Here is a 23,659-nt window from a genome sequence, read left to right on the forward strand (position 1 = left end):
CCCGTGACATCCCGCCTGCTCACGGAGCTGTCCGCTCCCGCCATCGCCGAACGTCTCGGCCCGGACTCGGTGCTGGTGCTGCCCACGGGCGCCATCGAGCAGCACGGCCCGCACCTGCCGGTCGCCACCGACCTGATCGCCGCGCAGACGCTGGCGGAGCGGACCGTCGAGCAGTTCGGCGACGAGCTCGACCTGTGGCTGCTGCCGCCGCTGGCCTACACGAAGTCCAACGAGCACGCCTGGTCCGGCGGCACGTTCTGGTTGTCGGCGGAGACGCTGCTGGCCGTGCTGCACGACCTGGGCCGGTGCGTGGCCAAGACCCCGGCACGCCGGCTGGCGTTCCTCAACGGGCACGGCGGGAACTCCGCGCTGCTGCAGGTGGCGGCCCGGGACCTCCGGCTGGAGTCGGGCCTGCGTACCTTCACGCTGCACCCGGCGGTACCCGCCGACCAGGGCGGGGACAGCCCGGCCGACGAGCTCGGCATGGGCGTGCACGGGGGCCACGAGGAGACGTCGTTGATGCTGCACCTGCGCCCGGACCTGGTCGACATGACCCAGGCCGACCGCTGGGTCCCCGAGCACCTGGCCGAGTACCGGCACGTCCGGTTCGGCGGCCCGGTGTCCTTCGGCTGGACGTCGGAGGACTTCGGGCCGGCCGGGGTGATCGGCGACGCCACGCACGCCACCGCCGAGCGCGGCGAGCAGCGGGCGGCGGCGATGGTCACGTACCTGGGCGAGGCGCTGGCCGAGGTCTCCCGCTTCGAGCCGGGTCCCCGGTGAGGCTGTCGGGCAAGCGCGTCGTCGTCACCGGCGGCGCCCGCGGCATCGGGGCCGCCATCGTGCGCCTGTTCGGTGCCGAGGGTGCCCGGGTCGTGGTCCTGGACCGGCTGGTCGCCGAGGCCTCTGCGGTCGCCGCCGAGGTGGGCGGGACGGCGCTGGCGGTCGACCTGGCCGACGTCACCGCCACCCGCGAGGTCACCGAGGAGGCGATCGCCACCCTCGGCGGCATCGACGTGCTGGTCAACAACGCCGGCATCCTGCGCTTCGGGTCGCTGCTGGAGCTGGACCCGGCCGCCTGGGACGAGGTCTTCGCCGTGAACGCCCGGGCCATGCTGGTCACCACCCAGGTCGCCGCGCGGGCGATGATCGCCCAGCGGACGCCGTCCTCGGACTGCGTGGGGAAGATCGTCAACATGGCCTCGATGGGCGGCAAGGCCGGCGGGGCGGGGCAGGCGCACTACGCCGCGTCCAAGGCCGCGGTCATCGGGCTGACCCGGGCCACCGCCGAGGAGCTCGGCCCGCACGGCATCACCGCCAACTGCATCTGCCCCGGCTACGTGCTCACCGAGATGGGCGCGGCCACCCGCACCGCCGCCGACGTCGCCCGGTGGTCGGCCAAGTCCCCGCTGGGCCGCCTGGGCGAGCCGGCCGACGTCGCCCGCACCGCGCTGTTCCTGGCGTCGGGGGACTCCGACTACCTCACCGGTGACGCGCTCAACGTCACCGGCGGCATGCTCACGCACTAGGAGCGCGGGATGCAGGCAGAGGACTGGGACGCCCGGTACGCGGAGAAGGCACAGTGGTCGGCCGAGCCGAACGCGCTGGTCGCGGAGCTGTGCGCGGACCTGGAGCCCGGGGTCGCCGTCGACCTGGCCGCGGGGGAGGGCCGGCACGCACTGTGGCTGGTCGCCCGCGGCTGGGAGGTCACCGCGGTCGACTTCGCCGCCGTCGGCCTGGACCGTGGCCGGGACACCGAGCACGGCGCGGCCGTCACCTGGGCCGTCGACGACGTCACCAATTGGTCGACGGCGCCGGGCAGCTGCGACCTGGTCCTGGTGGTCTACCTGCACCTGCCCGAGGCCGGGATGACGGCGCTGCTGACCCGGGCGGTGGACTGGCTGCGCCCCGGCGGGCGGCTGCTGCTGCTGGGCCACGACGTCGACAACGTCGCGCACGGGGTGGGCGGGCCGCAGGACACCACGATCCTGCACTCGGTGGACCGGCTGGCCCCGGTGGCCGCGCTGCTGGACGTCGACCGGTGCGAGCAGGTGCGCCGGGAGACCCCCGCCGGCACCGCGCTGGACACGCTGCTGTGGGGCACCCGACCCGTCTCGAGGTGAAGACCACCAGGTCGGTGTGCTTTCCTGGCCCGGTGCCGACCCAGGAGCTGACTCGACGCCGTGTCGTCGACTTCTGCCGTGTCACCAGCACCGCGTGCACGACCCGCTGTCCGCGCTGAGCGCTCGCTCCCGGACCGGCCCACGCACGTCTCCCTCCCACCTCTCGTGAGGACACCCCTGCCATGAGCGCACCCACCACCCCCGGCGACGAGCTGCAGGCCTCGAAGTTCGCCTACTGGGTCCCCAACGTCAGCGGCGGCCTGGTCACCTCGACCATCGAGCAGCGCACCGACTGGGGCTACGACTACAACAAGAAGCTCGCCCAGACCGCCGAGGCGGTCGGGTTCGAGTACGCGCTGAGCCAGGTGCGGTACATGGCCAGCTACAGCGCCGCCTTCCAGCACGAGTCGGTGTCCTTCTCCCTGGCGCTGCTGCTGGCCACCGAGCGGCTCAAGGTCATCGCAGCCGTGCACCCCGGCATGTGGCAGCCCGGTGTGCTCGCCAAGCTCGGCGCGACCGCGGACCACCTGAGCAACGGCCGCTTCGCCGTGAACGTCGTCTCCGGCTGGTTCAAGGGCGAGTTCACCGCGATGGGCGAGCCGTGGCTCGAGCACGACGAGCGCTACCGACGCAGCGAGGAGTTCATCAGCGCGCTCAAGGGCATCTGGACCGAGGACGGCTACACCCTGGGCGGCGACTTCTACCGCTTCCGCGACTTCGACCTGCAGCCCAAGCCGCTGTCCTCGCCGGGCCGCCCGCACCCGGAGGTCTTCCAGGGCGGGAACTCCACCGCCGCCCGGCAGATGGCCGGCCGGGTCTCGGACTGGTACTTCTCCAACGGCAAGGACCTGGCCGGCATCGACGAGCAGATCCGCGACGTCCGCGCGGTCGCCGACCCGCTGGGCCGCCGGGTCCGGTTCGGTCTCAACGGCTTCGTCATCGCCCGGGACACCGAGGCCGAGGCGCACGACACCCTCCGCGAGATCGTGGCCAAGGCCGACAAGCCGGCCGTCGAGGGGTTCCGGGACGCCGTCGCCCAGGCCGGCAGCTCGACCGGGGACAAGAAGGGCATGTGGGCCGACTCCTCCTTCGAGGACCTGGTCCAGTACAACGACGGCTTCAAGACCAACCTGATCGGGACGCCGGAGCAGATCGCCGAGCGCATCGTGGAGTTCCGCCGGCACGGCGTGGACCTCTTCCTCACCGGTTTCCTGCACTTCCAGGAGGAGATCGAGTACTTCGGCGCCAAGGTGCTGCCGCTGGTGCGCGAGATGGAGCAGGCCGCCGGCTTCGCGCCGACCGAGTTCCAGCCCGCCGCCGCGGTCTGACCCCGGTACGGTCCCGCCCATGATGGTCGAAGGACCTCGTCCTCCTCAGCACGAGCAAGCTCGCGCCGAGCCTCTGGACGAGGCCGGGCTGTGATGGACCGGGACAAGCAACGCGTGGTGGCGGGGATCGTCGTCCTGGCGATGGTGCTGGCCGCCGGCGCGGTGGTCTTCTCGATCCTGCTGGGCTGACCCGGTCGGGTCGTCCGGGACACTGGGCGGCGTGGGATACGTCGACGTCACCGGGATCCGGTTCACCCTGCCCGACGGGCGGGTCCTGCTGGACGACGTCTCCTTCCGGGTCGGGGACGGCGCCTGCGCCGCCCTGGTCGGGGAGAACGGCGCCGGCAAGACCACGCTGCTGCGGATCATCACCGGCGACCTGACCCCGGACGCCGGGTCGGTCGCCCTGGTCGGCGGTCTGGGCGTGATGCGCCAGTTCATCGGGTCCGTCCGCGACGACACCTCGGTGCAGCAGTTCCTCGTCGACCTGGCCCCGCCGCCGGTGCGGGCGGCCTGGGACGCCGTCGCGGCCACCGAGCTGGCCATGATGGAGCGCGACGACGAGCCCACCCAGATGGCCTACGCGAACGCGCTGGGGCACTGGGGCGACGTCGGCGGCTACGACGTCGAGGTCACCTGGGACACCGTCACCGTGGCCGCGCTGGGCGTGCCCTACGAGCAGTGCAAGTACCGCGAGCTGCAGACGCTGTCCGGTGGTGAGCAGAAGCGGCTGGCGCTGGAGTGCCTGTTGCGCGGCCCGGACCAGGTGCTGCTGCTCGACGAGCCGGACAACTACCTCGACGTCCCCGGCAAGCGCTGGCTGGAGGAACGGCTGCGGGAGACCCGCAAGACGGTGCTCTTCGTCAGCCACGACCGGGAGCTGCTGGACACCGTCGCCGACCGGGTGGTCACCGTCGAGGGCGGGACGGCCTGGGTGCACGGCGGCAGCTGGGCCGCCTATCCCGCCGCGCGCGACGCCCGGCACGAGCGGATGGCCGAGCTGCGGTTGCGCTGGGAGGAGGAGCACCAGCGCCTGGTGGACCTCACCCGCACGATGCAGCAGCAGGCCGCGAACTCCCCGGACATGGCCAACCGGTACCACGCGATGCAGACCCGGCTGGCCAAGTTCGAGGCCGCCGGCCCGCCCCCGGAACGCCCGCCGCAGCAGGAGGTGGCGATGCGCCTGAAGGGCGGCCGCACCGGCGTCCGGGTGCTGGTGGCGGCCGACCTGGAGCTGACCGGGCTGATGAAGCCCTTCGACGTGGAGCTGGACTACGGCGACCGGGTCGCGGTGCTGGGCTCCAACGGCGCCGGCAAGTCGCACTTCCTGCGGCTGATGGCCGGCCAGGACGTGACCCACACCGGCACCTGGAAGCTCGGCGCCCGCGTCGTCCCCGGCTTCTTCGCCCAGACCCACGCGCACCCGGAGTGGATGGAGCGCACGCTCACCGACCTGCTGTGGCACGGGGAGCCCGGCCGCCCGGGCATCGACCGGGGCCGGGCGATGGCGGTGCTGCGCCGCTACGGGCTCGCCGCGGCCGGGGACTCGCTGTTCCGGTCGCTGTCCGGTGGCCAGCAGGCCCGGTTCCAGGTGCTGCTGCTGGAGCTGTCCGGGGCGACCCTGCTGCTGCTCGACGAACCCACGGACAACCTCGACGTGCTCAGCGCCGAGTCGTTGGAGCAGGCGCTGGCCGCCTTCGACGGCACCGTCGTCGCGGTCACCCACGACCGCTGGTTCGCCCGCTCCTTCGACCGGTTCCTGGTCTTCGGCTCCGACGGCCGGGTGCGGGAGACGCCGGAGCCGGTCTTCGACGAGGCCCGGGTGCAGCGGGCCCGCTGACTCAGAGGGTCCGGCCCTCACCCCGGTAGGTGGACCAGGACCCGACCAGGTCCTCGCCGGCGAGCACGTGCAGGGCGTCGACCCGCTCGCACAGCTCGCCGGCCTTGGCGTGCCGGAACCACACCCGGTCACCCACGCCCAGGCCCGCGGTGCCCGGCCCGCGCAGCGGGGTCTGCACCTCACCGGCGCCCTCGCTGGGCAGCAGTCGCAGGCCGGCCGGGTACGTCGGTCGGGGCACCCGGTCGGCGCCGGGCGGGCCCGAGGCGATCCAGCCGCCGCCGGCCGCCGTCACCAGGCCGGGGGCGGGCACCCGGGTCACCGGCAGCGCGAAGAGCGCCGCGGGCCGGCCGCGGAAGGCGCGGTAGGTGTCGAAGAGGGTCGGGGAGTACAGCCCGGAACCCGCGGCGAGCTCGGTGACGGCGGGCTCGGTGGTCGTGGTCTGCAGGCTGCCGGTGCCGCCGCCGTTGACGAACTCCAGCGGCGCGACGGCGGACACCGCGGCGACCGCGGCGGCCCGCCGGGTCGCGATCTCCCGCACCGAGGCGGCCTGCAGTCGACGCACGGCCATCCCGCGCAGCGGCCGCCCGGGCGGGGCGTCGCCGAGCCCGGCGACCTGCGCCTCGTAGGCCATCAGCCCGACGAGGGTGAAGCCCGGCCGCGCGACGACGTGCCGGGCCAGCGCGGTGGCCTCGGCCGGCGTGTGCACCGGCGAGCGGCGCACCCCCACGTGCACCCGGCCCCCGGCCGCCCGGAACGAGGCGTCCAGGTCCAGGCACACCCGCACGTCGGGACGGCGTCCGGGCGGGCACACCGCGTCGACGACGTCCAGGTGCGCGGGGGAGTCGACCATCAGGGTGACCCGGGTGCAGGCGACCTCGTCGGCGACCAGTGCGGCGATGGCCGCGCGGTCCACCGTCGGGTAGCCGACGACGACGTCGGTGCTCACCGGGTCCTCCCCGCCGGCCAGCCACAGCGCCTCGGCCAGCGTGTAGCCCAGCACCCCGGCGAACCCGTCCTGGGCCAGCACCCGGCGCAGCACGTCGCGGCTGCGCACGGACTTGCTGGCCACCCGGACCGGTCGCCCGGCCGCCCGGCGCACCAGGTCCGCGGCGTTGGCGTCCAGGGCGTCGCGGTCCAGCACCGCCAGCGGCGGGTCCAGGTGGGCGGTGGCTGCGTCCAGGCGGGCCCGGGCGGCGTCGGCGTCCATGGCCAGGCAGCCTGGCCCGGCGACACCGAGTGGGTCAAGTGACCCAGACGCTTGACCTGGGGACGTCGGCGCGGCACCGTGCGCGGGACGAGAGGAGCGGTCGTGGGCGACTGGCGCAACTGGGCGGGCAACCAACGGGCCGCCGGCATCGAGGTGCTGCACCCCGCGGGCACCGCGGAGATCGCGGCCGTGCTGACGACGGCGGCCGCGCGCGGCCGGCGGGTCCGGCCGATCGGCAGCGGGCACTCCTTCACCGCGATCGGCGCGCCCGAGCACGTCCAGCTGCGGCTGGACCGGCACGCCGCCCTGCTCGACGTCGGTCCCACCGGCCTGGTCACCGTCCAGGCCGGGATGCCGCTGCACCGGCTCAACGCCGAGCTCGCCGCCCGCGGCTGGGCGCTGGAGAACCTGGGCGACATCGACCGGCAGACCGTCGCCGGCGCGCTGTCCACCGGCACCCACGGCACCGGTGCCGCCTTCGGTGGGCTGGCCACGCAGGTCCGGGCGCTCCAGCTCGTCACGGCCGACGGCAGCGTGCTGACCTGCTCGCCGTCCGAGCACCCCGAGGTCTTCGACGTCGCCCGGCTGGGCCTGGGCGCCCTCGGCGTGCTGTCCACCGTGACCCTGCAGGCGGTCCCGGCGTTCGCCCTGGCGATGGTCGAGGGCCCGGCCCGGCTGCCCGAGCTGCTCGAGGACTTCGCGGAGGTGATGACCTCCACCGACCACGTCGAGTTCTACTGGTTCCCGCACACCGACCGCTGCCTCACCAAGCACAACACCCGGGTGCCCCTGGCCGACGGCCTGGACCCGCTCTCTCGCTGGCGCACCCTGTGGGACGACGAGGTGCTCTCCAACGGCCTCTTCGCCGCCGTCCTCGCCCTGGGCCGGCGGGTGCCCGCGCTGGTGCCGCCGCTGGCCCGGCTCTCCGCCTCGGCCCTGGGCGCCCGGGCGGCCACCGACCTGTCGCACCGGGTGTTCGTCTCCGCCCGCCGGGTCCGGTTCCGCGAGATGGAGTACGCCGTGCCCCGCGAGGCCGCCCCCGAGGTGCTCCGCGAGATCGCCCGGCTGGTCGACGCCTCGGGGTGGCGGGTGCCCTTCCCGGTGGAGGTCCGGGTCTCGGCCGCCGACGACGTCCCGCTGTCCACCGCGGTCGGCCGGGAGACCGCCTACGTCGCCGTGCACGTGCCCGCCCGCACCGAGCCCGGTCCGTACTTCGACGCGGTCGAGGCCGTCTGCGGCGCCGTCGGCGGCCGCCCGCACTGGGGCAAGCTGCACGGCCTGGGCGCGGCGGAACTGACCGACCGGTACCCCCGGTTCGGCGAGTTCGTCGCGCTGCGCGACCGGCTCGACCCAGCCGGGGTCCTGGGCAACGCACACCTGGACCGGCTGCTCGGCACGCCCCGCGCCGCGGTGGTCTGAGGTGCCCCGGATGCCGGCGGCGGACCGGCGTGGGGCCCTGGTCGAGGCGGCGCTGCGGGTGATGTCCCGCGACGGCCTGGCCGCCGGCACCACCCGGGCCGTCGTCGCCGAGGCCGGCATGTCGCTGGCCAGCTTCCACTACGCGTTCGCCTCCCGGGACGAGCTGATGCGCGAGCTCGTGGACCGGGTGGTCGGCCGGGAGCTGGCCGCGGTGACCCCGGAACCCGGGGCCTCGCTGACCGGGACGCTGCGGGCGGCGGCGCACGGCTACCTGGCCCACCTGGAGGCCGACCCGGGCGCCGAGCTCTTCATGCTCGAGCTGACCCTGCACGCCGTCCGGGACCCCTCGCTGGTGCCGCTGGCTGCCCGGCAGTACACCGCCTACACCGCCATGGCCGCCGGGCTGCTCGAGCGGGCGGCGGCCGCCGCCGGCACCGCGTGGCGCCGTCCCGTCGGGGACCTGGCCCGGCTGCTGGTCGTGCTGCTGGACGGGGTGAGGACGACCTGGCTGGTCGACCGGGACACCGCGGCCGCCGCGGCCGCGCTGGACGCCGCGCTGGAGGTCTTCACCCGCGCGCACGCCGGGGCCCCCGCGTGAGGGCGGACCCCGTCGCCCCGCGCGCCGGGCCCCCGGACGCCGCCGGCGCCCGGGTCGGTCGCGGGTGGACCCTGCGGTTCGGCCTGCTCTGGCTGGGGCTGTGGGCCGCGCAGCTCGCCCCGGTCCAGCTGCTGCTGCCGGTGCTGCTCGCCGACGTCGACCCGGCACACCGGGTGCGCGACCTGGGCCTGGTCAACGGCTTGGCCGGGCTCGCCGCGCTGGCCGCGCTCCCGCTGTTCGGCCGCTGGTGCGACCGCACCCGCAGCCGGTTCGGCCGCCGGCGGGTCTGGGTCGCGGCCGGGGTGGTCGTGGACGCGCTGGGCCTGGTGCTGCTGGCCGGGGCGACCACCTGGCCGGCCGTCGCCGGGGCCTGGCTGGTCGCCCAGCTGGGGCTCTACGCGGCGATGACCGGGCTGACCGCGGTCATCGCCGACCAGGTGCCCGCCGGCAGCGGGCCACCGTGTCGGCCGCGGTCTTCGCCCCGCAGGCGCTGGGCATCGTCGTCGGACTCGGTGCCGTGGCCGCCGTGGACGCCCGGCCCGGCCCCGGCGCGCTGGTGCTCGTCGTGCTCCTGCTGGTCACCGCGGTGCCCTGGCTGCTCCGCTCCCGGGACACCCTGCCCCTGCCGGACGTGCCGACGGTGGCGCGGGTGCGGACACCGGCCACCGGCGACCAGAGGTGGGCCTTCGCCGGCCGGCTGCTGGTCAACCTGGGCAACGCCCTCGGGACGACGTACCTGCTGTACTTCCTGGCCGACGGCCTCGGCGTCGCCGACCCGGAGGGCGCCCTGCTCACCGTCACGCTGGTCTACCTGGTGACCACGGTGGCCGCGACCTGGCTGGGCGGGCGGCTCTCCGACGCCACCGGCCGCCGCCGGGCCCCGGTCGCGGCGGCCGCCGGCCTGCAGGCGCTGGCCTGCGCACTGCTCGTGGTGGCGCCGTCGTGGACCAGCGTCCTCGTCGCCGGCGCCCTGCTCGGGGCCGGGTACGGCGCCTTCACCTCGGTCGACCAGGCGCTGGTGACCGAGGTGCTGCCCGACCCGGACGCTCTGGCCGCCGACCTCGGTGTGCTCAACGTGGCGCTGGTCGCCCCGCAGGCCCTGGCGCCGCTGCTCGCCGCCCTGGTGATCAGCTCGCTGGGCGGCTACCCGGTGCTCTTCGCCGTCGCCGGGGTGACCACCGTGCTCGGTGCGCTGTCGGTGTCCCGGATCAGGTCGGTGCGCTGAGCGGGCGCGCCCGGCTCCCGTTCTCCGCCCGGGCCCGGCTCCCGTTCTCCGCCCGCGCCCGGCTCCCCTTCTCCGCCCGGGCCCGGCGGTGGGCCGCCATCCGGACCGGGGAGTTCGCCGCGCCGTAGGAGTCGTAGCCGGCCAGCCGCTGCACCACCTCGAAGAACACCCGGTCGCCCAGCACCTCGGTGTAGAGGTGCACGAACGCGCCGTGCCCGTCGGTGTCGTAGAGCAGACCGTGCTCGCGCAGGTCGGCCAGCAGTGCCGGGTCCAGGTGCAGGCGGTCGTCGAGGTCGGCGTGGTAGTTCGCCGGCACCGCCAGCAGCGGGGCGCCGGCCGCACGCAGCGCCCGGGCGGTGGCGACGACGTCCCCGGTGGCGAAGGCGACGTGCTGCGGGTCCGGGACCCCCGGTGTCCACCCGCCGCCACGGCGCAGCAGCGACACCGACAGCGCCAGCCGCACGTCCCGGGACGGCGTCGTCACCCCGCGGGAGCGGACCAGCCCGAAGGGCGCCGCCACCTCGGCGTCGGCCCCCGGGGTCAGCCCGAGCACCGACCGGTAGAACAGCCCGGCCTCGTCGTAGGCGTCGAAGGGCTGCGTCAACCCGACGTGGTCGGTGTGGGTCAGCCCGACGCCCTCAGCCGTCTCCCCGGTGGCCAGGAAGTCCGCGGGCCACCCGTCGGGGCCGGTCCGGGCGAAGAAGACCTCGGTGCCGTCCGGGGCGGCCACCGCGGACAGCTCGGCCTCCGCGGCGCCCCGGGTGCGGGGCAGCACCGGCGCCCGCAGCGCCTCGGCGCGTGCAGCCGACGCGGTGGGGTCCACCGACTCCACCGCGAGCGCGACGACGGAGGCCTCACCGGGTGCCGCCGGGGTCGTGGACCCGGCGTTGAGCAGCACCCGGGCGGTGCCCTGCTCCCACAGCTGCACCGGCTTGGAGCGGTGCTGACCGGTGTGCGCGAACCCCAGCCGCGCCAGCACGTCGGCCAGCACCGGCCCGGAGACGCCGTCCACCGCGAGCTCGGTGAACGCGTGCCCGGTCAGCTGCGGCGCGGCGGGCAGCACCAGCGGGTCGACCGGCAGCTCGGCCTCCAGGGCCAGCAGCGACCGCATCGCATCGACCGCCGTGCGGGCCGGGTCGGCCTGCCGGAAGACGTCGTTGAAGACCTCCAGCGACAGCGGCCCGGTGTAGCCCGCGGCCAGCACGTGGCCGAGGAAGGCGGGCAGGGCGAAGGCACCCTGGCCGGGGAACAGCCGGTGGTGCCGGGACCACTGCAGCACGTCCATCGACAGCTGCGGGGCGTCGGCCAGCTGCAGGAAGAACAGCTTGTCGGCGGGCACGTCGGCGAACCCGGCCGGGTCGCCGCCGCGGGAGAGCACGTGGAAGGAGTCCAGGCACAGACCCAGTGCCGGGTGGTCGGCCGACCGGACGACGTCCCAGCTGTGCTCCCAGGTGGACACGTGCGTGCCCCAGGCCAGCGCCTCGTAGGCGATCCGCAGCCCGCGCTCGTCGGCCAGCTCGGCGGCGGCGTGCAGCTGGGCGGCCAGCTCGTCGTCGTCGGTGACGGCGGTGGGGGAGACCGCGGAGCAGACCAGCACGGTGTCCACGCCCAGCTCGGCCATCACGTCGAACTTCGCCCGGGCCCGCCGCAGGTTGCGCGCCACGGTCGCCGGGTCGGTCGAGTCCAGGTCGCGGAAGGGCTGGTAGAGGTCGATGGACAGCCCCAGGTCCGTGCAGCGGGCGGCCAGCTCGGCCGGCGCCCACGGCGACGCGACCAGGTCGGGCTCGAAGACCTCGATGCCGTCGAAGCCGGCGGCTGCCGCGGCGGTGGTCTTGTCCTCCAGCGTGCCGGACAGGCAGACGGTGGCGACCGACCGGCGGCGCTCAGCCAACGGGGGTGCCCGGGACGTCGACCAGCGTCTGGAAGTGGGCCAGCACGCGGTCGGCGTCGGGCTCGACGCCGGTGAACAGCCGGAAGGAGTCGACGGCCTGGAAGACCGCCATGCCGCCGCCGTCCAGCACCCGGCAGCCGCGCTCGCGCGCGGTGGTGACCAGCTCGGTGGCCAGCGGCCGGTAGACGACGTCGGCGACCCACAGGTCCGGTCGCAGCAGCTCACCCGGCACGGGGGAGCCCGGGTGGGCGGCCATCCCCGTGGGGGTGGCGTGCACCAGGCCGTCGGCGGCGCCGAGCGCGGTGGCCAGCCCGGTGAGGTCCCCGCCCTCGGCCCGGTCGGCCCCGAACCGCTCGCGCAGCGACCCGGCCAGCACGGTGGCCCGCTCGGTGTCGACGTCGAGCACGGTGAGCCGGCCGGTGCCCAGGGTCAGCAGTGCGTGCGCGACGGCGGCGCCCGCGCCGCCGGCACCCAGCAGCACCACCCGGTCCAGGGCGGCGTCGGGCAGGCCCCGGTCGACGTTGCGGGCGAAGCCGGACCAGTCGGTGTTGTGCCCGACCGCGCGGCCCCCGGTGAAGACGACGGTGTTCACCGCGCCGAGCGCCTGCGCGTCCGGGGAGAGCTCGTCGAGGTGCTCGATCACCAGCTGCTTGCACGGGTGGGTCACGTTCAGCCCGTCGTAGCCGGCCAGCCGGGCGGCGGCGACCAGCTCGCCGACCGCCTCCGGGGCCAGGCCCAGCACGTCCAGGTCCAGCCGTCGGTAGACGTAGCGGAGCCCCAGTGCGTCGGCCTCGCGCTCGTGCATCTGCGGGCTGAGAGAGGGGCCGATGCCCTGACCGATCAGCCCGACGACGACGCCCGGACGGTCGGGCTGGGCGGTGGGGACGGGCACGGTGCCTCCGGGTGGACGTATGTACCGGATGGTGAGTTGGTGCGACCCAGGACACCACACGGACGCCGCGGGCACCACCCCGCCGGGTGGTCGTCCCGCTCCTCGGTGGCCACCTAGGCTCGGGACGCCGCCGCCCGGCGGTCCGACCCAGGGAGACGCGTGTCCGCCCAGCCCGCCGACGCCGCGCCCGAGCGCACCCGCGACGCCGAGCGGACCCGGGCCGAGATCCTCGCCGTGGCCACCTCGGAGTTCGCCGACTCCGGCTACGCCGGGGCCCGGGTCGACGTGATCGCGGCCCGCACCAGCACCACCAAGCGGATGATCTACTACTACTTCGGCAGCAAACAGGGTCTGTACGTCGCCGTCCTCGAGGCCGCCTACACCCGCATCCGTGGGCTGGAGCAGCAGCTCGACGTCGAACACCTCGACCCGGTCGAGGCGGTCCGTGAGCTCGCCGGGCTGACCTTCGACCACCACGAGGCGCACCCGGACTTCATCCGGCTGGTCAGCATCGAGAACATCCACCACGGCGAGCACATCGCCTCCTCCGCCGTGCTGTCCACGATGGCCAACCCGGTCCTCGACGTCCTCGGCGCGATCCTGGACCGCGGCCGCACCGCCGGCGTCTTCCGCACCGACGTCGACGCGCTGGACGTGCACCAGGTGATCAGCGGGTTCTGCGTCTTCCGGACGGCGAACCGGCACACCTTCGGCACGCTCTTCGGCCGCGACATGCTCGACCCGGCCACCCGGGCCCACCAGCGCCGGATGCTCGGCGACCTCGTGGTCGCCCACCTCACCGCGGTCTGACCGACCGGCGGCGCGTCCGCGCCGTGGCGCTTGACACGGTGACCCGCGCCACCTCACCATCCAGTACGTAACCAGTTGGTACATAGACCGACGGACACGAGCTCCAGCCCTGACGAGGGCAGGCCGGACGTCGACCGGAGACCCCGGACGACGTGCGCACAGCACTGCAACGCCGCACCGCTGACCGCACCCGCGCACCGCAGGCCCACCGGGCCGGCGGTCGCCGGCAGGCCCGACCTGCCACCACCCCCAGGAGACCGTCATGAGCACGACCCACGAGGCCGGCGGCCCGCCCGCCGCGACGCCGCCGGCCGTCAAGCGCACCCCGAAGAAGGCCGCCCTGAGCGGCTGGCTGGGCAGCGCGCTGGAGTACTACGACTTCTTCATCTACGCCCAGGCCGCTGCGCTGGTCTTTCCGACCGTCTTCTTCCCGGCCGACGACCCGCAGGTCGCCGTCGTCGCGTCACTGGCGACCTTCGGCGTCGGCTACGTGGCCCGCCCGATCGGGGCCTTCGTCCTCGGGCACTGGGGCGACACGCACGGGCGCAAGAACATGCTCGTGCTCTGCATGCTGATGATGGGCGTCTCGACCTTCCTGGTCGCGGTGCTGCCCACCTACGGCCAGGTCGGCGTGCTCGCCCCGGCGCTGCTGGTGCTGATGCGGCTGGTCCAGGGCTTCGCGGTCGGCGGCGAGATCGCCGGGGCCAGCACCATGACCATGGAACACGCGCCGTTCGGCAAGCGCGGCTTCTACACCAGCTTCACCCTGCAGGGTGTCCAGGGCGGGCAGCTGCTCGCCGCGGCGATCTTCCTGCCGCTGGCTGCCGTGCTGCCCGAGGACGACTTCCAGAGCTGGGGCTGGCGCATCCCGTTCCTGCTCAGCGCCGTCGTCATCGTCGTGGGCCTGGTCGTCCGTCGGAAGGTCGAGGAGACCCCCGCGTTCCAGGAGAAGGCCGCGACCGGCGAGGTGCCCAAGGCACCGATCGTGCAGGTCGTGCAGGAGAACGGCGCCGACATGCTGCGCGTGGTCGTCATGGCGCTGATGAACGCCGTCCCGCTGACCGCCACGGTCTTCGGTGCCACCTACGCGACCAGCGAGGCCTACGGCGTCGGGTTCTCCACCGCCACCTACCTGTGGATCTCCGTCGTCGGCAACCTGGTCGCGATGGTGCTCATCCCCTTCGTCGGCGACTTGTCCGACCGGATCGGCCGTCGGCCCTGCATCATCGTCGGCGCACTGGGCTCCACCGCGATGGCCTACGCCTACCTGCATGCGATCAGCATCGACAACGTCCCGCTGGCGTTCGTGTTCGCACTGCTCATGTGGGGGTCGGTGTACCAGGGCTACAACGCGGTGTTCCCGAGCTTCTACCAGGAGCTCTTCCCCACCCGCACACGCGTGACCGGCTTCGCGGTGAGCCAGAACATCGGCACGATGATCACCGCGTTCCTGCCCTCGCTGTTCGCCGCCATCGCACCGCCCGGGTCCAACGTGCCGCTGATCGTGGGCAGCATCGTGTTCGGCATCGGGATCGCGGTGGCCCTGGCCGCCCTCTCCGCGCGGGAGACCCACCGGGTGGCCCTGGACGACCTCGGCCGGGCCGACGCCGTCCCGATGGACAAGGCCGAGTACGCCCGGGTCAGGGCGAACCCGCACGAGGACGTCACCGCCCGCGTGTGAACCGCTGCACCGGGGTCCCGCCGTCCGGCGGGACCCCGGTGGACGTCACGGTCCGCCGATGGCGTCCAGCTCGGCCAGTTCGGCAGGCCCCAGCACGCGGGCGGCCGACTCCAGGTTGGCCTCCAGGTGGGCCACCGACGAGGTGCCCGGGATCAGCAGCACGTTGGGCGAGCGGGCCAGCAGCCAGGCCAGCGCCACCTCCATGGGCGTCGTCTCCAGCGTGCGCGCCACCGACTCCAGCGCCCGGGACTGCAGGGGGCTGAAGCCGCCCAGCGGGAAGAACGGCACGTAGGCGATGTCCTCGCGGGCCAGTGCGTCGATCATCGGGTCGTCGGCGCGGTGCACCAGGTTGTAGTGGTTCTGCACGCAGACCACCGGTGCGATGGAGCGGGCCTCGGCCAGCATCGTGGTCGACACGTTGCTCACCCCGATGTGCCGGACGAGTCCCTCGGCCTGCAGCGCGGCCATGGTCTCCATCGGCTCGGCCATCGAGCGCTCCACCGGCTCGGCGAACCCGGGCATCCGCAGGTTCACCACGTCGAGCGCGTCCAGGCCCAGGTGGTCCAGGTTGTCGTGCACCGCCTGCCGCAGCTCGTCGGCCCCCAGCGCCTCGGGCCAGTCGCCCTCCGGCGTCCGGCGGGCCCCGATCTTGGTCACGATGGTGAGCTGCTCCGGGTAGGGGTGCAGCGCCTCGCGGATGAGCTCGTTGGTCACGTGCGGGCCGTAGTAGTCGCTGGTGTCGATGTGGTCGACCCCCAGCTCCACGGCCCGGCGGAGCACCGCGACGGCCGCGTCGCGGTCGGCCGGCGGGCCCATCACGTGCGGTCCTGCCAGCTGCATCGCGCCGTAGCCGATGCGGTGCACGGTGCGGTCGCCGAGGACGAGGTCCCCGGCGCGGTCAGCCGTCGTCGTCATGTCCCCGGTCTACCCCGGGACGGCGGTCAGCGCGCGGCGACGGCCGCCGTGGCCCGCTCCCAGGTGTCCACGTCGGCGACGACGGGGTCCGGCGTCAGGGCGTCGACCCGCTCGGTGCGCATGGCCAGCAGGCAGACGACGGTGCCGGCCAGGGCGAGGGCGGCACCCACCCAGATCGGCGCGGAGTAGCCGTAGCCGGCGCTCAACACGCCGGCCCCCAGCGCCGCACCAATCGCGTTCGCCACGTTGAAGGCGCCCTGGTTGGCCGCGGACACCAGCGATCCGCCGCGCACCCGCGCGGCCTCGATGACCTTGTTCTGCACGACCGGTCCGGCCGCGAAGGCCACCGTGCCGAAGAGCACCAGCAGCACGACGGCGGCGGCCGGGGTGCGCACGGTCAACGCGAAGGCCACCAGCAGCAGCGCGCTGACCAGCAGCCCGACGAGCACGAAGCGCAGGCCGTAGCGGTCGCCGAGCTTCCCGCCGGCGAGCGTGCCGACGGTGGTGCCGACGCCGAACAGCGCCAGCACCGGCGTCACCCAGCCCTCGGTGAGGCCACCGAGCTCGGTGAGGATGGGGGAGACGTAGGAGTAGACGGCGAACAGGGCGGCGAAGCCGACCATGGTCACGCCCAGCACCATCCACACCTGGCGGCGGCGGAAGGCACGCAGCTCGCTGCGCAGGTCGGTCTTCTCCCCGCTGACGGCCGGCATCCAGGCCGACAGCCCCGCGATCGTGACCAATCCGATCACGGCGCAGGCGGCGAGCACGAGCCGCCAGCTGGTCTGCTGGGCGACGAAGGTGCCCAGCGGGACGCCGATGACGTTGGCCAGGGTGAGCCCGACCATCATCAGCGAGATGGCCTGGGTGGCCTTGTCGCGGGGGACGAGCCGCCGGGCGGCGACCGCGCCGACGCCGAAGAACGAACCGTGCGCGAGGGCGGTGAGCACCCGGGCCACGACCAGCGTCGTGTAGTCCGGCGCCAGGGCGGACAACGCGTTGCCGACCACGAACACGACCATCAGGCCGATCAGGGTCTGCTTGGGGGTGAACCGGACGCCGAGGGCGGTCAGCGTGGGCGCCCCCAGCACCACACCGACGGCGTAGGCGCTGATCAGCAGCCCGACGGCGGAGACGGAGACGCCGAGCCCGTCGGCGATCTCGGGCAGCATGCCCATCACCACGAACTCGGTCGTGCCGATGCCGAAGGCACCGATGGCCAGGGCGAGCAGGGCGCGGGGCACAGCAGTCCTCTACGAGGCAGACGTCGGGGGTACCCCCAGCCAAGGCCATGAGCCCCCCGACGCCATCCCGTGACGGGCATGAGACCCGTCACGTCGTGTACCGGTCACCTCACGGCTGCAGCAGCACCTTCACCGTGCCGTTCCGCTTCTGACGGAAGTCCTCGTAGGCCTGGGGTGCCTGCTCGAGGGGCACCCGGTGGGTCGCGAAGTCGTCCACGCCCAGGACGTCGGAGTCCTCCAGCAGCGGCAGGATGTCCGGCACCCAGCGCCAGACGTTGGCCTGGCCCATGTGCAGGCCGATCTGCTTGTCGAACATGCGCATCAGCGGCAGCGGGTCGGTGGCCCCGCCGTAGACGCCCGACAGCGAGATGGTGCCGCCGCGGCGGACCGCCTCGATCGCGGTGTTGAGCGCGGCGAGCCGGTCGATGCCCGCGACCGTCATGACCTTCTCCATGATCGCGTCGGGCACCAGTGCCGAGGCCTTCTGCGCGAGCTTGGCGCCGGGTGAGCCGTGCGCCTCCATGCCCACGGCGTCGATGACGCTGTCCGGCCCGCGGCCGGCGGTCGCCTCCCGGACCTGCCCGACGACGTCGGCCTGGTCGGTGCTGGCGATGACCTCGATGCCGCGGGCGCGGGCCCGGGCGATGCGCTCGGGGACGACGTCGGAGGCGATGACCCGGTAGCCCAGGTGGGCGGCGATCCGGGCGCACATGTCCCCGATGGGTCCCAGCCCCAGCACCAGCACCGTCCCGCCCTCGGGGACCTTCGCGTACTGCACCGCCTGCCAGGAGGTGGGCAGCACGTCGGACAGGTAGACGAACCGGTCGTCCGGCGGGCCGTCCGCGACCTTGATCGGCAGCGTGTTGCCGAAGGGCACCCGCAGGTACTCCGCCTGCCCGCCCGGGACCTGGCCGTAGAGCTTGGTGTAGCCGAACAGCGAGGCGCCCATGCCCTGGTCGCGGTTCTGGGTGGTCTCGCACTGGCTCTGCAGACCCTGCGAGCAGGTCCAGCAGGTGCCGCAGGAGACGTTGAACGGGACGACGACCCGGTCGCCGGCCTTGAGGGCGGTGACCTCGGGCCCCACCTCGCGGACGACGCCCATCGGCTCGTGGCCCATGACGTCACCCACGGTCATGAACGGGGCCATCACCTCGATCAGGTGCAGGTCGGATCCGCAGACCCCGGTCGAGGTGATCTCGACGATGACGTCGGTGGGGTCGGTGATGGTCGGGTCGGGGACCGTGTCGACGCGGACGTCGTCGCGGCCGTGCCAGGTGACTGCGCGCATGCGGGAGTGCTCCTGTCGGGCTCGGGGGCCACCGCGTCACACCGCACACCCGTGGTCTCCAGGTGCGCAGCGGTGCATGTGGTGTCTCTCGCACCTACCCGCTCCCGGGCTCCGCACGCCTGTCCGCTGTGCGATCACCACCTCACGGAGGGTCGCCGTTTGGCAGCTTGTGTGGTGACCTGCCCCACAAACCGCCCGTCGCTACCCCCGGACCCTGGTCACGAACGGATCACGACGTGTTTACATGGGTCCCGTTCCGGATCGCACGGACCTCCCCCAGCTCCCCGACGAGAGACAGGTGCATGACGCTGCAACACCCGGAACGGCTCCTGTCGGACGTCCTGGACACCCGGAGCGGTGCTCGTCGCACCCCTCTCGGCCCACTCGTCACCGCAGGACCGCAGGGCGCGGCCGCGTCGGGGGGACCGGCCACCGCGGACTCCATCCCGGTCTGGTCCGGTGACACCGAGTCACGGCTGGTCCCGCACCTCGCCGTGCACCCGTCCGCCGGCCGGCCCCGGACCGGCGAGCGCGCCGTCCGCGCAGCTGCGGGTCGGGCGGCCCGCACGCTCTCCTCCCGCGACGTCCCGGCCGCTGACGCAGCCGTCGTCCCGCTCGCCTCCGCCGGCGACGGCGACCTCGTGCTGGCCGACGCGCCCCGGGCCGACGTCGAGGTGTCCGCCGCCGAGATCATCGCCGCGATCGCCGAGGGCCGTGTGCCCCGCGGCCGGCACCGCGTGGCCCGCCCGGTGCGGGAGCGGTCGGTCTCCGGCCCCGGCCGGATGCGCCGCCCCACGCTCTACCTCGCCGCCGCCCTGGTCGGGGCGACCGGTGTCGGGCTGGTCACCGCCGGGGGCGACCCCGCCGCGCAGGCCGACACCGAGACCGCCACCCAGGCGACCAGCGTCGCCGACGCGCTCGGGTTGCAGGCCGCCCCGGCGTCGCCGGCCGCGGTCGAGACCCAGGCGGTCGACCAGCTCCAGCAGATGGTCGCCAGCCGTGCCCAGCGCGAGACCGAGCAGGTGGCCGCCGCCGACGCGCAGGCCGCCGCCGACCAGGCCGCGCTCGACGCGCAGGCCGCGGCCGAGGCCGCCGCCATCGAGGCGGCCCGGCCCCGGGCCGTCGCCCCCGTCGACGGCGCCCGCCTGTCCAGCACCTTCGGCTACCGCTGGGGCACGCTGCACGCCGGCATCGACCTGGCCGCGCCGATGCTGACCCCGGAGTACGCCGTCATGGACGGTGTGGTCCTCAAGGCCGGCGCCGCCAGCGGCTTCGGTCAGGCCGTCTACATCCAGCACGAGAACGGCGACGTCACGGTCTACGGCCACATGGAGCAGATCCTGGTCACCGCGGGCCAGGTCGTGCAGGCCGGCGACACGATCGCGCTGCTGGGCAACCAGGGCCAGTCCACCGGTCCGCACCTGCACCTCGAGGTCCACCTGGGCGGCATCGACGGGGAGAAGGTCGACCCGGTCCCGTGGCTCGCGGAGCGCGGCGTCACCCTCTGAGCCCAGCTCCACCGCACGCCCCGTCCTCGTCCGAGGGCGGGGCGTTCGTCGTCCCGGGGGAGGGTGAGGCACACTCCTCGCATGCACGTCGACGCATGTGACGCCTCCTGATGGGCCACGACCACGCGCACGGCCACGCCCACGGCGGGACCGTCTCCGCCGGACACCGCCGACGGCTCGCCCTCGTGCTGGCCATCACCGGCACCGTCCTCGTCGTCCAGGCCGTCGGCGCCGTGCTGTCCGGCTCGTTGGCGCTGCTCGCTGACGCCGCCCACATGGCCACCGACACCGTCGGCATCGCGCTGGCCCTGGGCGCGGTGACCCTGGCCCAGCGACCGGCCTCGGGACGACGCACCTTCGGCTGGCAGCGCATCGAGGTGCTCGCCGCCGCCGGCAACGGACTGCTGCTGCTGGCGGTCGGTGGCTACGTCGTGGTCGAGGCCGTCCGCCGCATCGGCGACCCGCCGGAGATCCGGTCCGGGCTGATGCTCACCGTGGCCGTGCTGGGCCTGGTCGCCAACCTGGTCTCCCTGGCCCTGCTGCGCGAGGGTCAGGGGGAGTCGCTCAACATGCGCGGCGCCTACCTCGAGGTCCTCGGTGACGCCCTCGGGTCGGTCGCCGTCATCGTCGCCGCGCTCGTCATCACCACCACCGGCTGGACCGCCGCCGACGTCGTCGCCTCCTTCGTCGTCGGCGCCCTGGTGCTGCCGCGGGCCTGGTCGCTGCTGCGGGACGCCCTCGACGTGCTGCTGGAGGCCGCACCCCGCGGCGTGGACATGGCCGAGGTGCGCCGGCACGTGCTGGGCGTGGAGGGGGTCACCGACGTGCACGACCTGCACGCCTGGACCATCACCTCCGGGCTCCCGGTGCTGTCCGCGCACGTCGTCGTCGACGACGCGCTGCTGGCCGACGGCCACGGCGGTCGGGTGCTGGACGCGCTCTGTGCCTGCCTGGGTGGGCACTTCGACGTCGAGCACTGCACCTTCCAGCTGGAGTCGGTCTCCCACCGGGCGCACGAGGCACCCGTCCACGACTGAGGGGCACCCCCTCGCAGGGCCGTCGGGGCCGTGCCATCACGTCGGCGGGAACGGTGGGAGAGTGGGGGACGTGCACGACCACTCGGACATGTGGATGCCCACCGACCCGCCCACCTGGGCCCGACTGTTCACCCCGCACCTGGACGGCTGGTCCTGGATCGCCGGACTGACCGTGCTGGCGATGGTCGCCTACCTCGTCGGCCTGGTGCGGCTGCGCCGGGCCGGCGTGCGCTGGCCGTGGTGGAAGACGCTGTCGTTCACCCTCGGTGCGATCTCGCTGTTCGCCGTCACCGGGACCGAGCTGCACGGGTACTCGATGGTGCTCTTCAGCGTGCACATGGCCCAGCACATGGTGCTGTCGATGGTGTCGCCGCTGCTGCTGCTGCTCGGTTCCCCGGTGACGATGGCGCTGCGGGCCCTGCCCCGGGGCAAGGGCGCCGCCGGCGCACCGCGGGCGCTGCTGCTGGAGGCGCTGCACAGCCGGCTCGCCCAGTTCCTCGCACACCCCGGGTTCACGATCCCGCTGTTCATCGTCAGCCTCTACGGGGTCTACTTCACCCCGCTGTTCGACGACCTGATGGCCGACCCGCTGGGTCACCAGTTCATGCTCGCCCACTTCACCGTCACCGGGCTGTTGTTCTTCGGGCCGCTGCTGGGCCAGGACCCGTGGCCGCGGACCGTCGGGCACGCCGGTCGGATGATCGAGCTGCTGCTCCCCATGCCCTTCCACGCCTTCTTCGGCGTCGCGATCATGATGGCCGACACCCTGGTGGTGGAGACCTTCGCCAACCCGCCGTCCTCGTGGGGGGTGGACCCGCTGGCCGACCAGACCACGGCGGGGTCCATCGCCTGGTCCTTCGGCGAGCTGCCCACCGTGCTGGTGCTGGCCGTCGTGTTCTTCCAGTGGGCCGGGTCCGAGACCCGCCGCAACAAGACCCGTGACCGCACGATCGACCGGGTCGGGGACGTCGAGCTGGACGCCTACAACGCCCGCCTCAAGGCCATGGCCGCCTCCGGGCGCTGAGCCACCCGGAGCCCGGACGCCAGACGGCCCGGCACCCCCGAGGGGGTGCCGGGCCGTCTGTGTGTCCGGTCAGCCGGCGTGCACGGCCATCTCGGCCGGCAGGTCGTCCTTGCTGGCCTGGATGAGCACGGCCGAGGCGATCGCGGCCACCAGCAGCAGCCCGGCACCCCAGGTGAAGGCCGTCGTGTAGCCCTCGACCTGGGCGACGAGCGGGGCCACCGGGTCCTGCTCGGTCGCCGGGCGGTCGGCGAGGGAGTTGGTGATGGCGGTGACCGAGAAGGTCGCCAGCAGCGCCGTCCCGATGGAGGCACCGACCTGCTGGACGGCCTGCAGGACCGCGCTGGCCGCGCCGGCGTCGTGCTCGCCGACACCCACGAGCGCCAGGTTGGACAGCGGCACGAAGGTGAAGCCCAGTCCCAGGCCCAGCAGCAGCTGGCCCGGCAGGGCGACCTGCCAGAACGGGGTGTCCAGGCCGAGGAAGGACAGGGTGAACAACCCGCCCGCGGCGAAGAGCCCACCGGCGACCATCAGCGGCTTGGGGCCGATCCGGGGCACCAGCTGGCTGGCCGCCCCGGCCGCCACCAGGACGCCGGCGGTCACCGGCAGCGAGGCGAAGCCGGCGCTGACCGGGGTGTAGCCCAGCACCTGCTGGAAGTACAGGCTCAGGAAGAAGAACGAGCCGATCAGCCCGGCCCCCACCAGGGTGGCGGTCAGGTAGGCGCCACCGCGGTTGCGGTCCAGCACCAGCCGCATCGGCAGCAACGGGTTGCGCACCCGGAACTCCACGACGACGAAGGCCACGATCAGCGCGACGCCCAGCAGGATGAAGGTCAGCGCCGGGCCGTTCGCCCACGGGCTGCTGCCGTCGCCGGCCTGGGCCGCCTCGGCGACCTTGGTGAACCCGTAGACCAGCGACGCGAGGCCGACGGTGATCAGCACGGCACCCGGGACGTCGTACTTCGTCTCACCGGAGGCCTTGCTCTCGGGCACGATGCGCCAGGCCGCGACGACCGCCAGCACCGCGATCGGCACGTTGACCCAGAAGCACCAGCGCCAGTCGGCGTACTCGGTGAGCACGCCGCCCAGCAGCAGGCCCACGGCGGAGCCGCCACCGGCGATCGCGCCGTAGACCGCGAAGGCCTTGGCCCGCTCGGCAGCATCGGTGAACAGCACGGTGATCAGCGCGAGCGAGGCGGGGCCCAGCAGGGCGCCGAAGGTGCCCTGCAGGGCGCGGGCGGCGAACAGCAGCGCCTCGTTGGTGGCCAGACCCCCCAGTGCGGAGGCCAGCGCGAAGCCGACGGCACCCACCAGGTAGGTGCGCTTGCGGCCCCAGAAGTCGGCGATGCGCCCGCCCAGCAGCAGGAAGCCACCGAAGGTCAGCGTGTAGGCGGTGACGATCCACTGCTGGTTGGCCTCGCTGATGTCGAGGTCCACCGAGACGGCGGGCAGCGCGATGTTCACGATGGTCGCGTCCAGCACGATCATCAGCACGGTCACGGCGATGACGGCCAGGGCCAGCCAGCGCTGCGGGTAGGGGTGGTCGGCGGACGCGGCGGTGGGCCGGTCGCGGGCGGGGTCGGTCACGGGGTTCCTCGAGGGGTGCGGGGTGCGGGGAGCCACGGTGCGGACGAC

Annotated in this window: 20 protein-coding genes; 13 read left to right on the forward strand and 7 right to left on the reverse strand. The window is 74.0% G+C overall.

The features are described 5' to 3' along the window. Positions 1–3: 3 nt before the first annotated feature. From ASG41_RS15800 to ASG41_RS15820, 5 genes are all read left to right on the forward strand, one after another. The gene (locus tag ASG41_RS15800) at positions 4–780 is read left to right on the forward strand and encodes a creatininase family protein (protein WP_056298125.1); all 777 of its coding nucleotides are present in this window, start codon (positions 4–6) and stop codon (positions 778–780) included. Next, on the forward strand, positions 777–1,526 hold the full coding sequence (locus ASG41_RS15805; RefSeq protein WP_056297040.1) for an SDR family NAD(P)-dependent oxidoreductase: 750 nt from the start codon (positions 777–779) through the stop codon (positions 1,524–1,526). Before ASG41_RS15800 ends, ASG41_RS15805 begins: the two co-directional genes overlap by 4 nt. Before the next feature lie 9 nt (positions 1,527–1,535). Beyond that, complete coding sequence (locus tag ASG41_RS15810) at positions 1,536–2,120, forward strand: bifunctional 2-polyprenyl-6-hydroxyphenol methylase/3-demethylubiquinol 3-O-methyltransferase UbiG (RefSeq protein WP_056297043.1); 585 nt, start codon at positions 1,536–1,538, stop codon at positions 2,118–2,120. 182 nt (positions 2,121–2,302) lie between these two features. Beyond that, the gene (sfnG, locus tag ASG41_RS15815) at positions 2,303–3,448 is read left to right on the forward strand and encodes a dimethylsulfone monooxygenase SfnG (RefSeq protein WP_056297046.1); all 1,146 of its coding nucleotides are present in this window, start codon (positions 2,303–2,305) and stop codon (positions 3,446–3,448) included. A 220-nt stretch (positions 3,449–3,668) separates the two neighbouring features. After that, on the forward strand, positions 3,669–5,288 hold the full coding sequence (locus tag ASG41_RS15820; RefSeq protein ID WP_056297049.1) for an ABC-F family ATP-binding cassette domain-containing protein: 1,620 nt from the start codon (positions 3,669–3,671) through the stop codon (positions 5,286–5,288). 1 nt (position 5,289) lies between these two features. Here ASG41_RS15820 and ASG41_RS15825 read toward each other — a convergent pair whose 3' ends face one another. Continuing rightward, positions 5,290–6,495, reverse strand: coding sequence for an amino acid deaminase/aldolase (locus ASG41_RS15825; protein ID WP_082557012.1), 1,206 nt, complete (start codon positions 6,493–6,495; stop codon positions 5,290–5,292). Positions 6,496–6,597: 102 nt separating this feature from the next. Between ASG41_RS15825 and ASG41_RS15830 the strand changes: the two genes are divergently transcribed. The 3 genes from ASG41_RS15830 to ASG41_RS24315 all read left to right on the forward strand — a co-directional run bounded on the left by ASG41_RS15830 (position 6,598) and on the right by ASG41_RS24315 (position 9,737). After that, positions 6,598–7,914, forward strand: coding sequence for a D-arabinono-1,4-lactone oxidase (locus ASG41_RS15830; RefSeq protein WP_056297052.1), 1,317 nt, complete (start codon positions 6,598–6,600; stop codon positions 7,912–7,914). Between the two features lie 10 nt (positions 7,915–7,924). Continuing rightward, positions 7,925–8,512, forward strand: a complete 588-nt coding sequence (locus ASG41_RS15835; RefSeq protein ID WP_056297056.1) for a TetR/AcrR family transcriptional regulator — start codon at positions 7,925–7,927, stop codon at positions 8,510–8,512. A 460-nt stretch (positions 8,513–8,972) separates the two neighbouring features. Further along, entirely contained in the window at positions 8,973–9,737 is a 765-nt protein-coding gene (locus ASG41_RS24315) for an MFS transporter (protein WP_056297059.1), read from the forward strand. Here the strand turns inward: ASG41_RS24315 and ASG41_RS15845 are convergent. Both ASG41_RS15845 and ASG41_RS15850 read right to left on the reverse strand, forming a co-directional pair. After that, a complete protein-coding gene (locus tag ASG41_RS15845) occupies positions 9,721–11,628 on the reverse strand; it encodes a bifunctional sugar phosphate isomerase/epimerase/4-hydroxyphenylpyruvate dioxygenase family protein (protein ID WP_082557013.1) in 1,908 nt (635 codons plus the stop codon). The genes ASG41_RS24315 and ASG41_RS15845 overlap by 17 nt on opposite strands. Further along, positions 11,621–12,520: a shikimate dehydrogenase gene (locus ASG41_RS15850; protein ID WP_235564843.1), complete on the reverse strand. Its 900-nt coding sequence runs from the start codon at positions 12,518–12,520 to the stop codon at positions 11,621–11,623. Before ASG41_RS15850 ends, ASG41_RS15845 begins: the two co-directional genes overlap by 8 nt. 159 nt (positions 12,521–12,679) lie before the next feature. On the opposite strand from ASG41_RS15850, the gene ASG41_RS15855 reads away from it, so the two are divergent. Together ASG41_RS15855 and ASG41_RS15860 are read left to right on the forward strand one after the other, a co-directional pair. Then, positions 12,680–13,330 (forward strand): TetR family transcriptional regulator, encoded by a 651-nt coding sequence (locus tag ASG41_RS15855; RefSeq protein ID WP_056297064.1) that lies wholly within the window; start codon positions 12,680–12,682, stop codon positions 13,328–13,330. A 262-nt stretch (positions 13,331–13,592) separates the two neighbouring features. Continuing rightward, the gene (locus tag ASG41_RS15860) at positions 13,593–15,011 is read left to right on the forward strand and encodes an MFS transporter (RefSeq protein ID WP_056297069.1); all 1,419 of its coding nucleotides are present in this window, start codon (positions 13,593–13,595) and stop codon (positions 15,009–15,011) included. A gap of 45 nt (positions 15,012–15,056) precedes the next feature. Here the strand turns inward: ASG41_RS15860 and ASG41_RS15865 are convergent, their stop codons facing one another. The 3 genes from ASG41_RS15865 to ASG41_RS15875 all read right to left on the reverse strand — a co-directional run bounded on the left by ASG41_RS15865 (position 15,057) and on the right by ASG41_RS15875 (position 18,458). Further along, positions 15,057–15,926, reverse strand: a complete 870-nt coding sequence (locus tag ASG41_RS15865) for an oxidoreductase (RefSeq protein ID WP_056297071.1) — start codon at positions 15,924–15,926, stop codon at positions 15,057–15,059. A gap of 26 nt (positions 15,927–15,952) precedes the next feature. Continuing rightward, positions 15,953–17,170, reverse strand: coding sequence for an MFS transporter (locus ASG41_RS15870; protein ID WP_056297073.1), 1,218 nt, complete (start codon positions 17,168–17,170; stop codon positions 15,953–15,955). Between the two features lie 109 nt (positions 17,171–17,279). Continuing rightward, entirely contained in the window at positions 17,280–18,458 is a 1,179-nt protein-coding gene (locus ASG41_RS15875) for an alcohol dehydrogenase catalytic domain-containing protein (protein WP_056297077.1), read from the reverse strand. 302 nt (positions 18,459–18,760) lie between these two features. Here ASG41_RS15875 and ASG41_RS24845 point away from each other — a divergent pair, with 302 nt between their 5' ends. The 3 genes from ASG41_RS24845 (at position 18,761) to ASG41_RS15890 (ending at position 22,027) form a co-directional block, all read left to right on the forward strand. After that, a complete protein-coding gene (locus ASG41_RS24845) occupies positions 18,761–19,966 on the forward strand; it encodes a M23 family metallopeptidase (RefSeq protein WP_235564844.1) in 1,206 nt (401 codons plus the stop codon). Positions 19,967–20,076: 110 nt separating this feature from the next. Further along, positions 20,077–21,003 carry a cation diffusion facilitator family transporter gene (locus ASG41_RS15885; protein ID WP_056297080.1) on the forward strand — a complete coding sequence of 309 codons (927 nt, stop codon included), beginning with the start codon at positions 20,077–20,079 and terminating at the stop codon, positions 21,001–21,003. A 70-nt stretch (positions 21,004–21,073) separates the two neighbouring features. After that, positions 21,074–22,027 carry a cytochrome c oxidase assembly protein gene (locus ASG41_RS15890; RefSeq protein ID WP_235564845.1) on the forward strand — a complete coding sequence of 318 codons (954 nt, stop codon included), beginning with the start codon at positions 21,074–21,076 and terminating at the stop codon, positions 22,025–22,027. A gap of 69 nt (positions 22,028–22,096) precedes the next feature. Here the strand turns inward: ASG41_RS15890 and ASG41_RS15895 are convergent, their stop codons facing one another. Further along, positions 22,097–23,611, reverse strand: a complete 1,515-nt coding sequence (locus ASG41_RS15895; RefSeq protein ID WP_056297083.1) for an MFS transporter — start codon at positions 23,609–23,611, stop codon at positions 22,097–22,099. Positions 23,612–23,659: the final 48 nt, after the last annotated feature.

Source organism: Modestobacter sp. Leaf380, assembly GCF_001424485.1.
Classification (GTDB): Bacteria; Actinomycetota; Actinomycetes; order Mycobacteriales; family Geodermatophilaceae; genus Klenkia.

Excerpts from the sequence above, each read along its gene's own strand:
- ASG41_RS15810 (WP_056297043.1), top strand. The coding sequence starts at position 1,536 with ATGCAGGCAGAGGACTGGGACGCCCGGTACGCGGAGAAGGCACAGTGG.
- sfnG (WP_056297046.1), top strand. The coding sequence starts at position 2,303 with ATGAGCGCACCCACCACCCCCGGCGACGAGCTGCAGGCCTCGAAGTTC.
- ASG41_RS15825 (WP_082557012.1), bottom strand. The coding sequence starts at position 6,495 with ATGGACGCCGACGCCGCCCGGGCCCGCCTGGACGCAGCCACCGCCCAC.
- ASG41_RS15835 (WP_056297056.1), top strand. The coding sequence starts at position 7,925 with ATGCCGGCGGCGGACCGGCGTGGGGCCCTGGTCGAGGCGGCGCTGCGG.
- ASG41_RS15860 (WP_056297069.1), top strand. The coding sequence starts at position 13,593 with ATGAGCACGACCCACGAGGCCGGCGGCCCGCCCGCCGCGACGCCGCCG.
- ASG41_RS15865 (WP_056297071.1), bottom strand. The coding sequence starts at position 15,926 with ATGACGACGACGGCTGACCGCGCCGGGGACCTCGTCCTCGGCGACCGC.
- ASG41_RS15875 (WP_056297077.1), bottom strand. The coding sequence starts at position 18,458 with ATGCGCGCAGTCACCTGGCACGGCCGCGACGACGTCCGCGTCGACACG.
- ASG41_RS24845 (WP_235564844.1), top strand. The coding sequence starts at position 18,761 with ATGACGCTGCAACACCCGGAACGGCTCCTGTCGGACGTCCTGGACACC.
- ASG41_RS15885 (WP_056297080.1), top strand. The coding sequence starts at position 20,077 with ATGGGCCACGACCACGCGCACGGCCACGCCCACGGCGGGACCGTCTCC.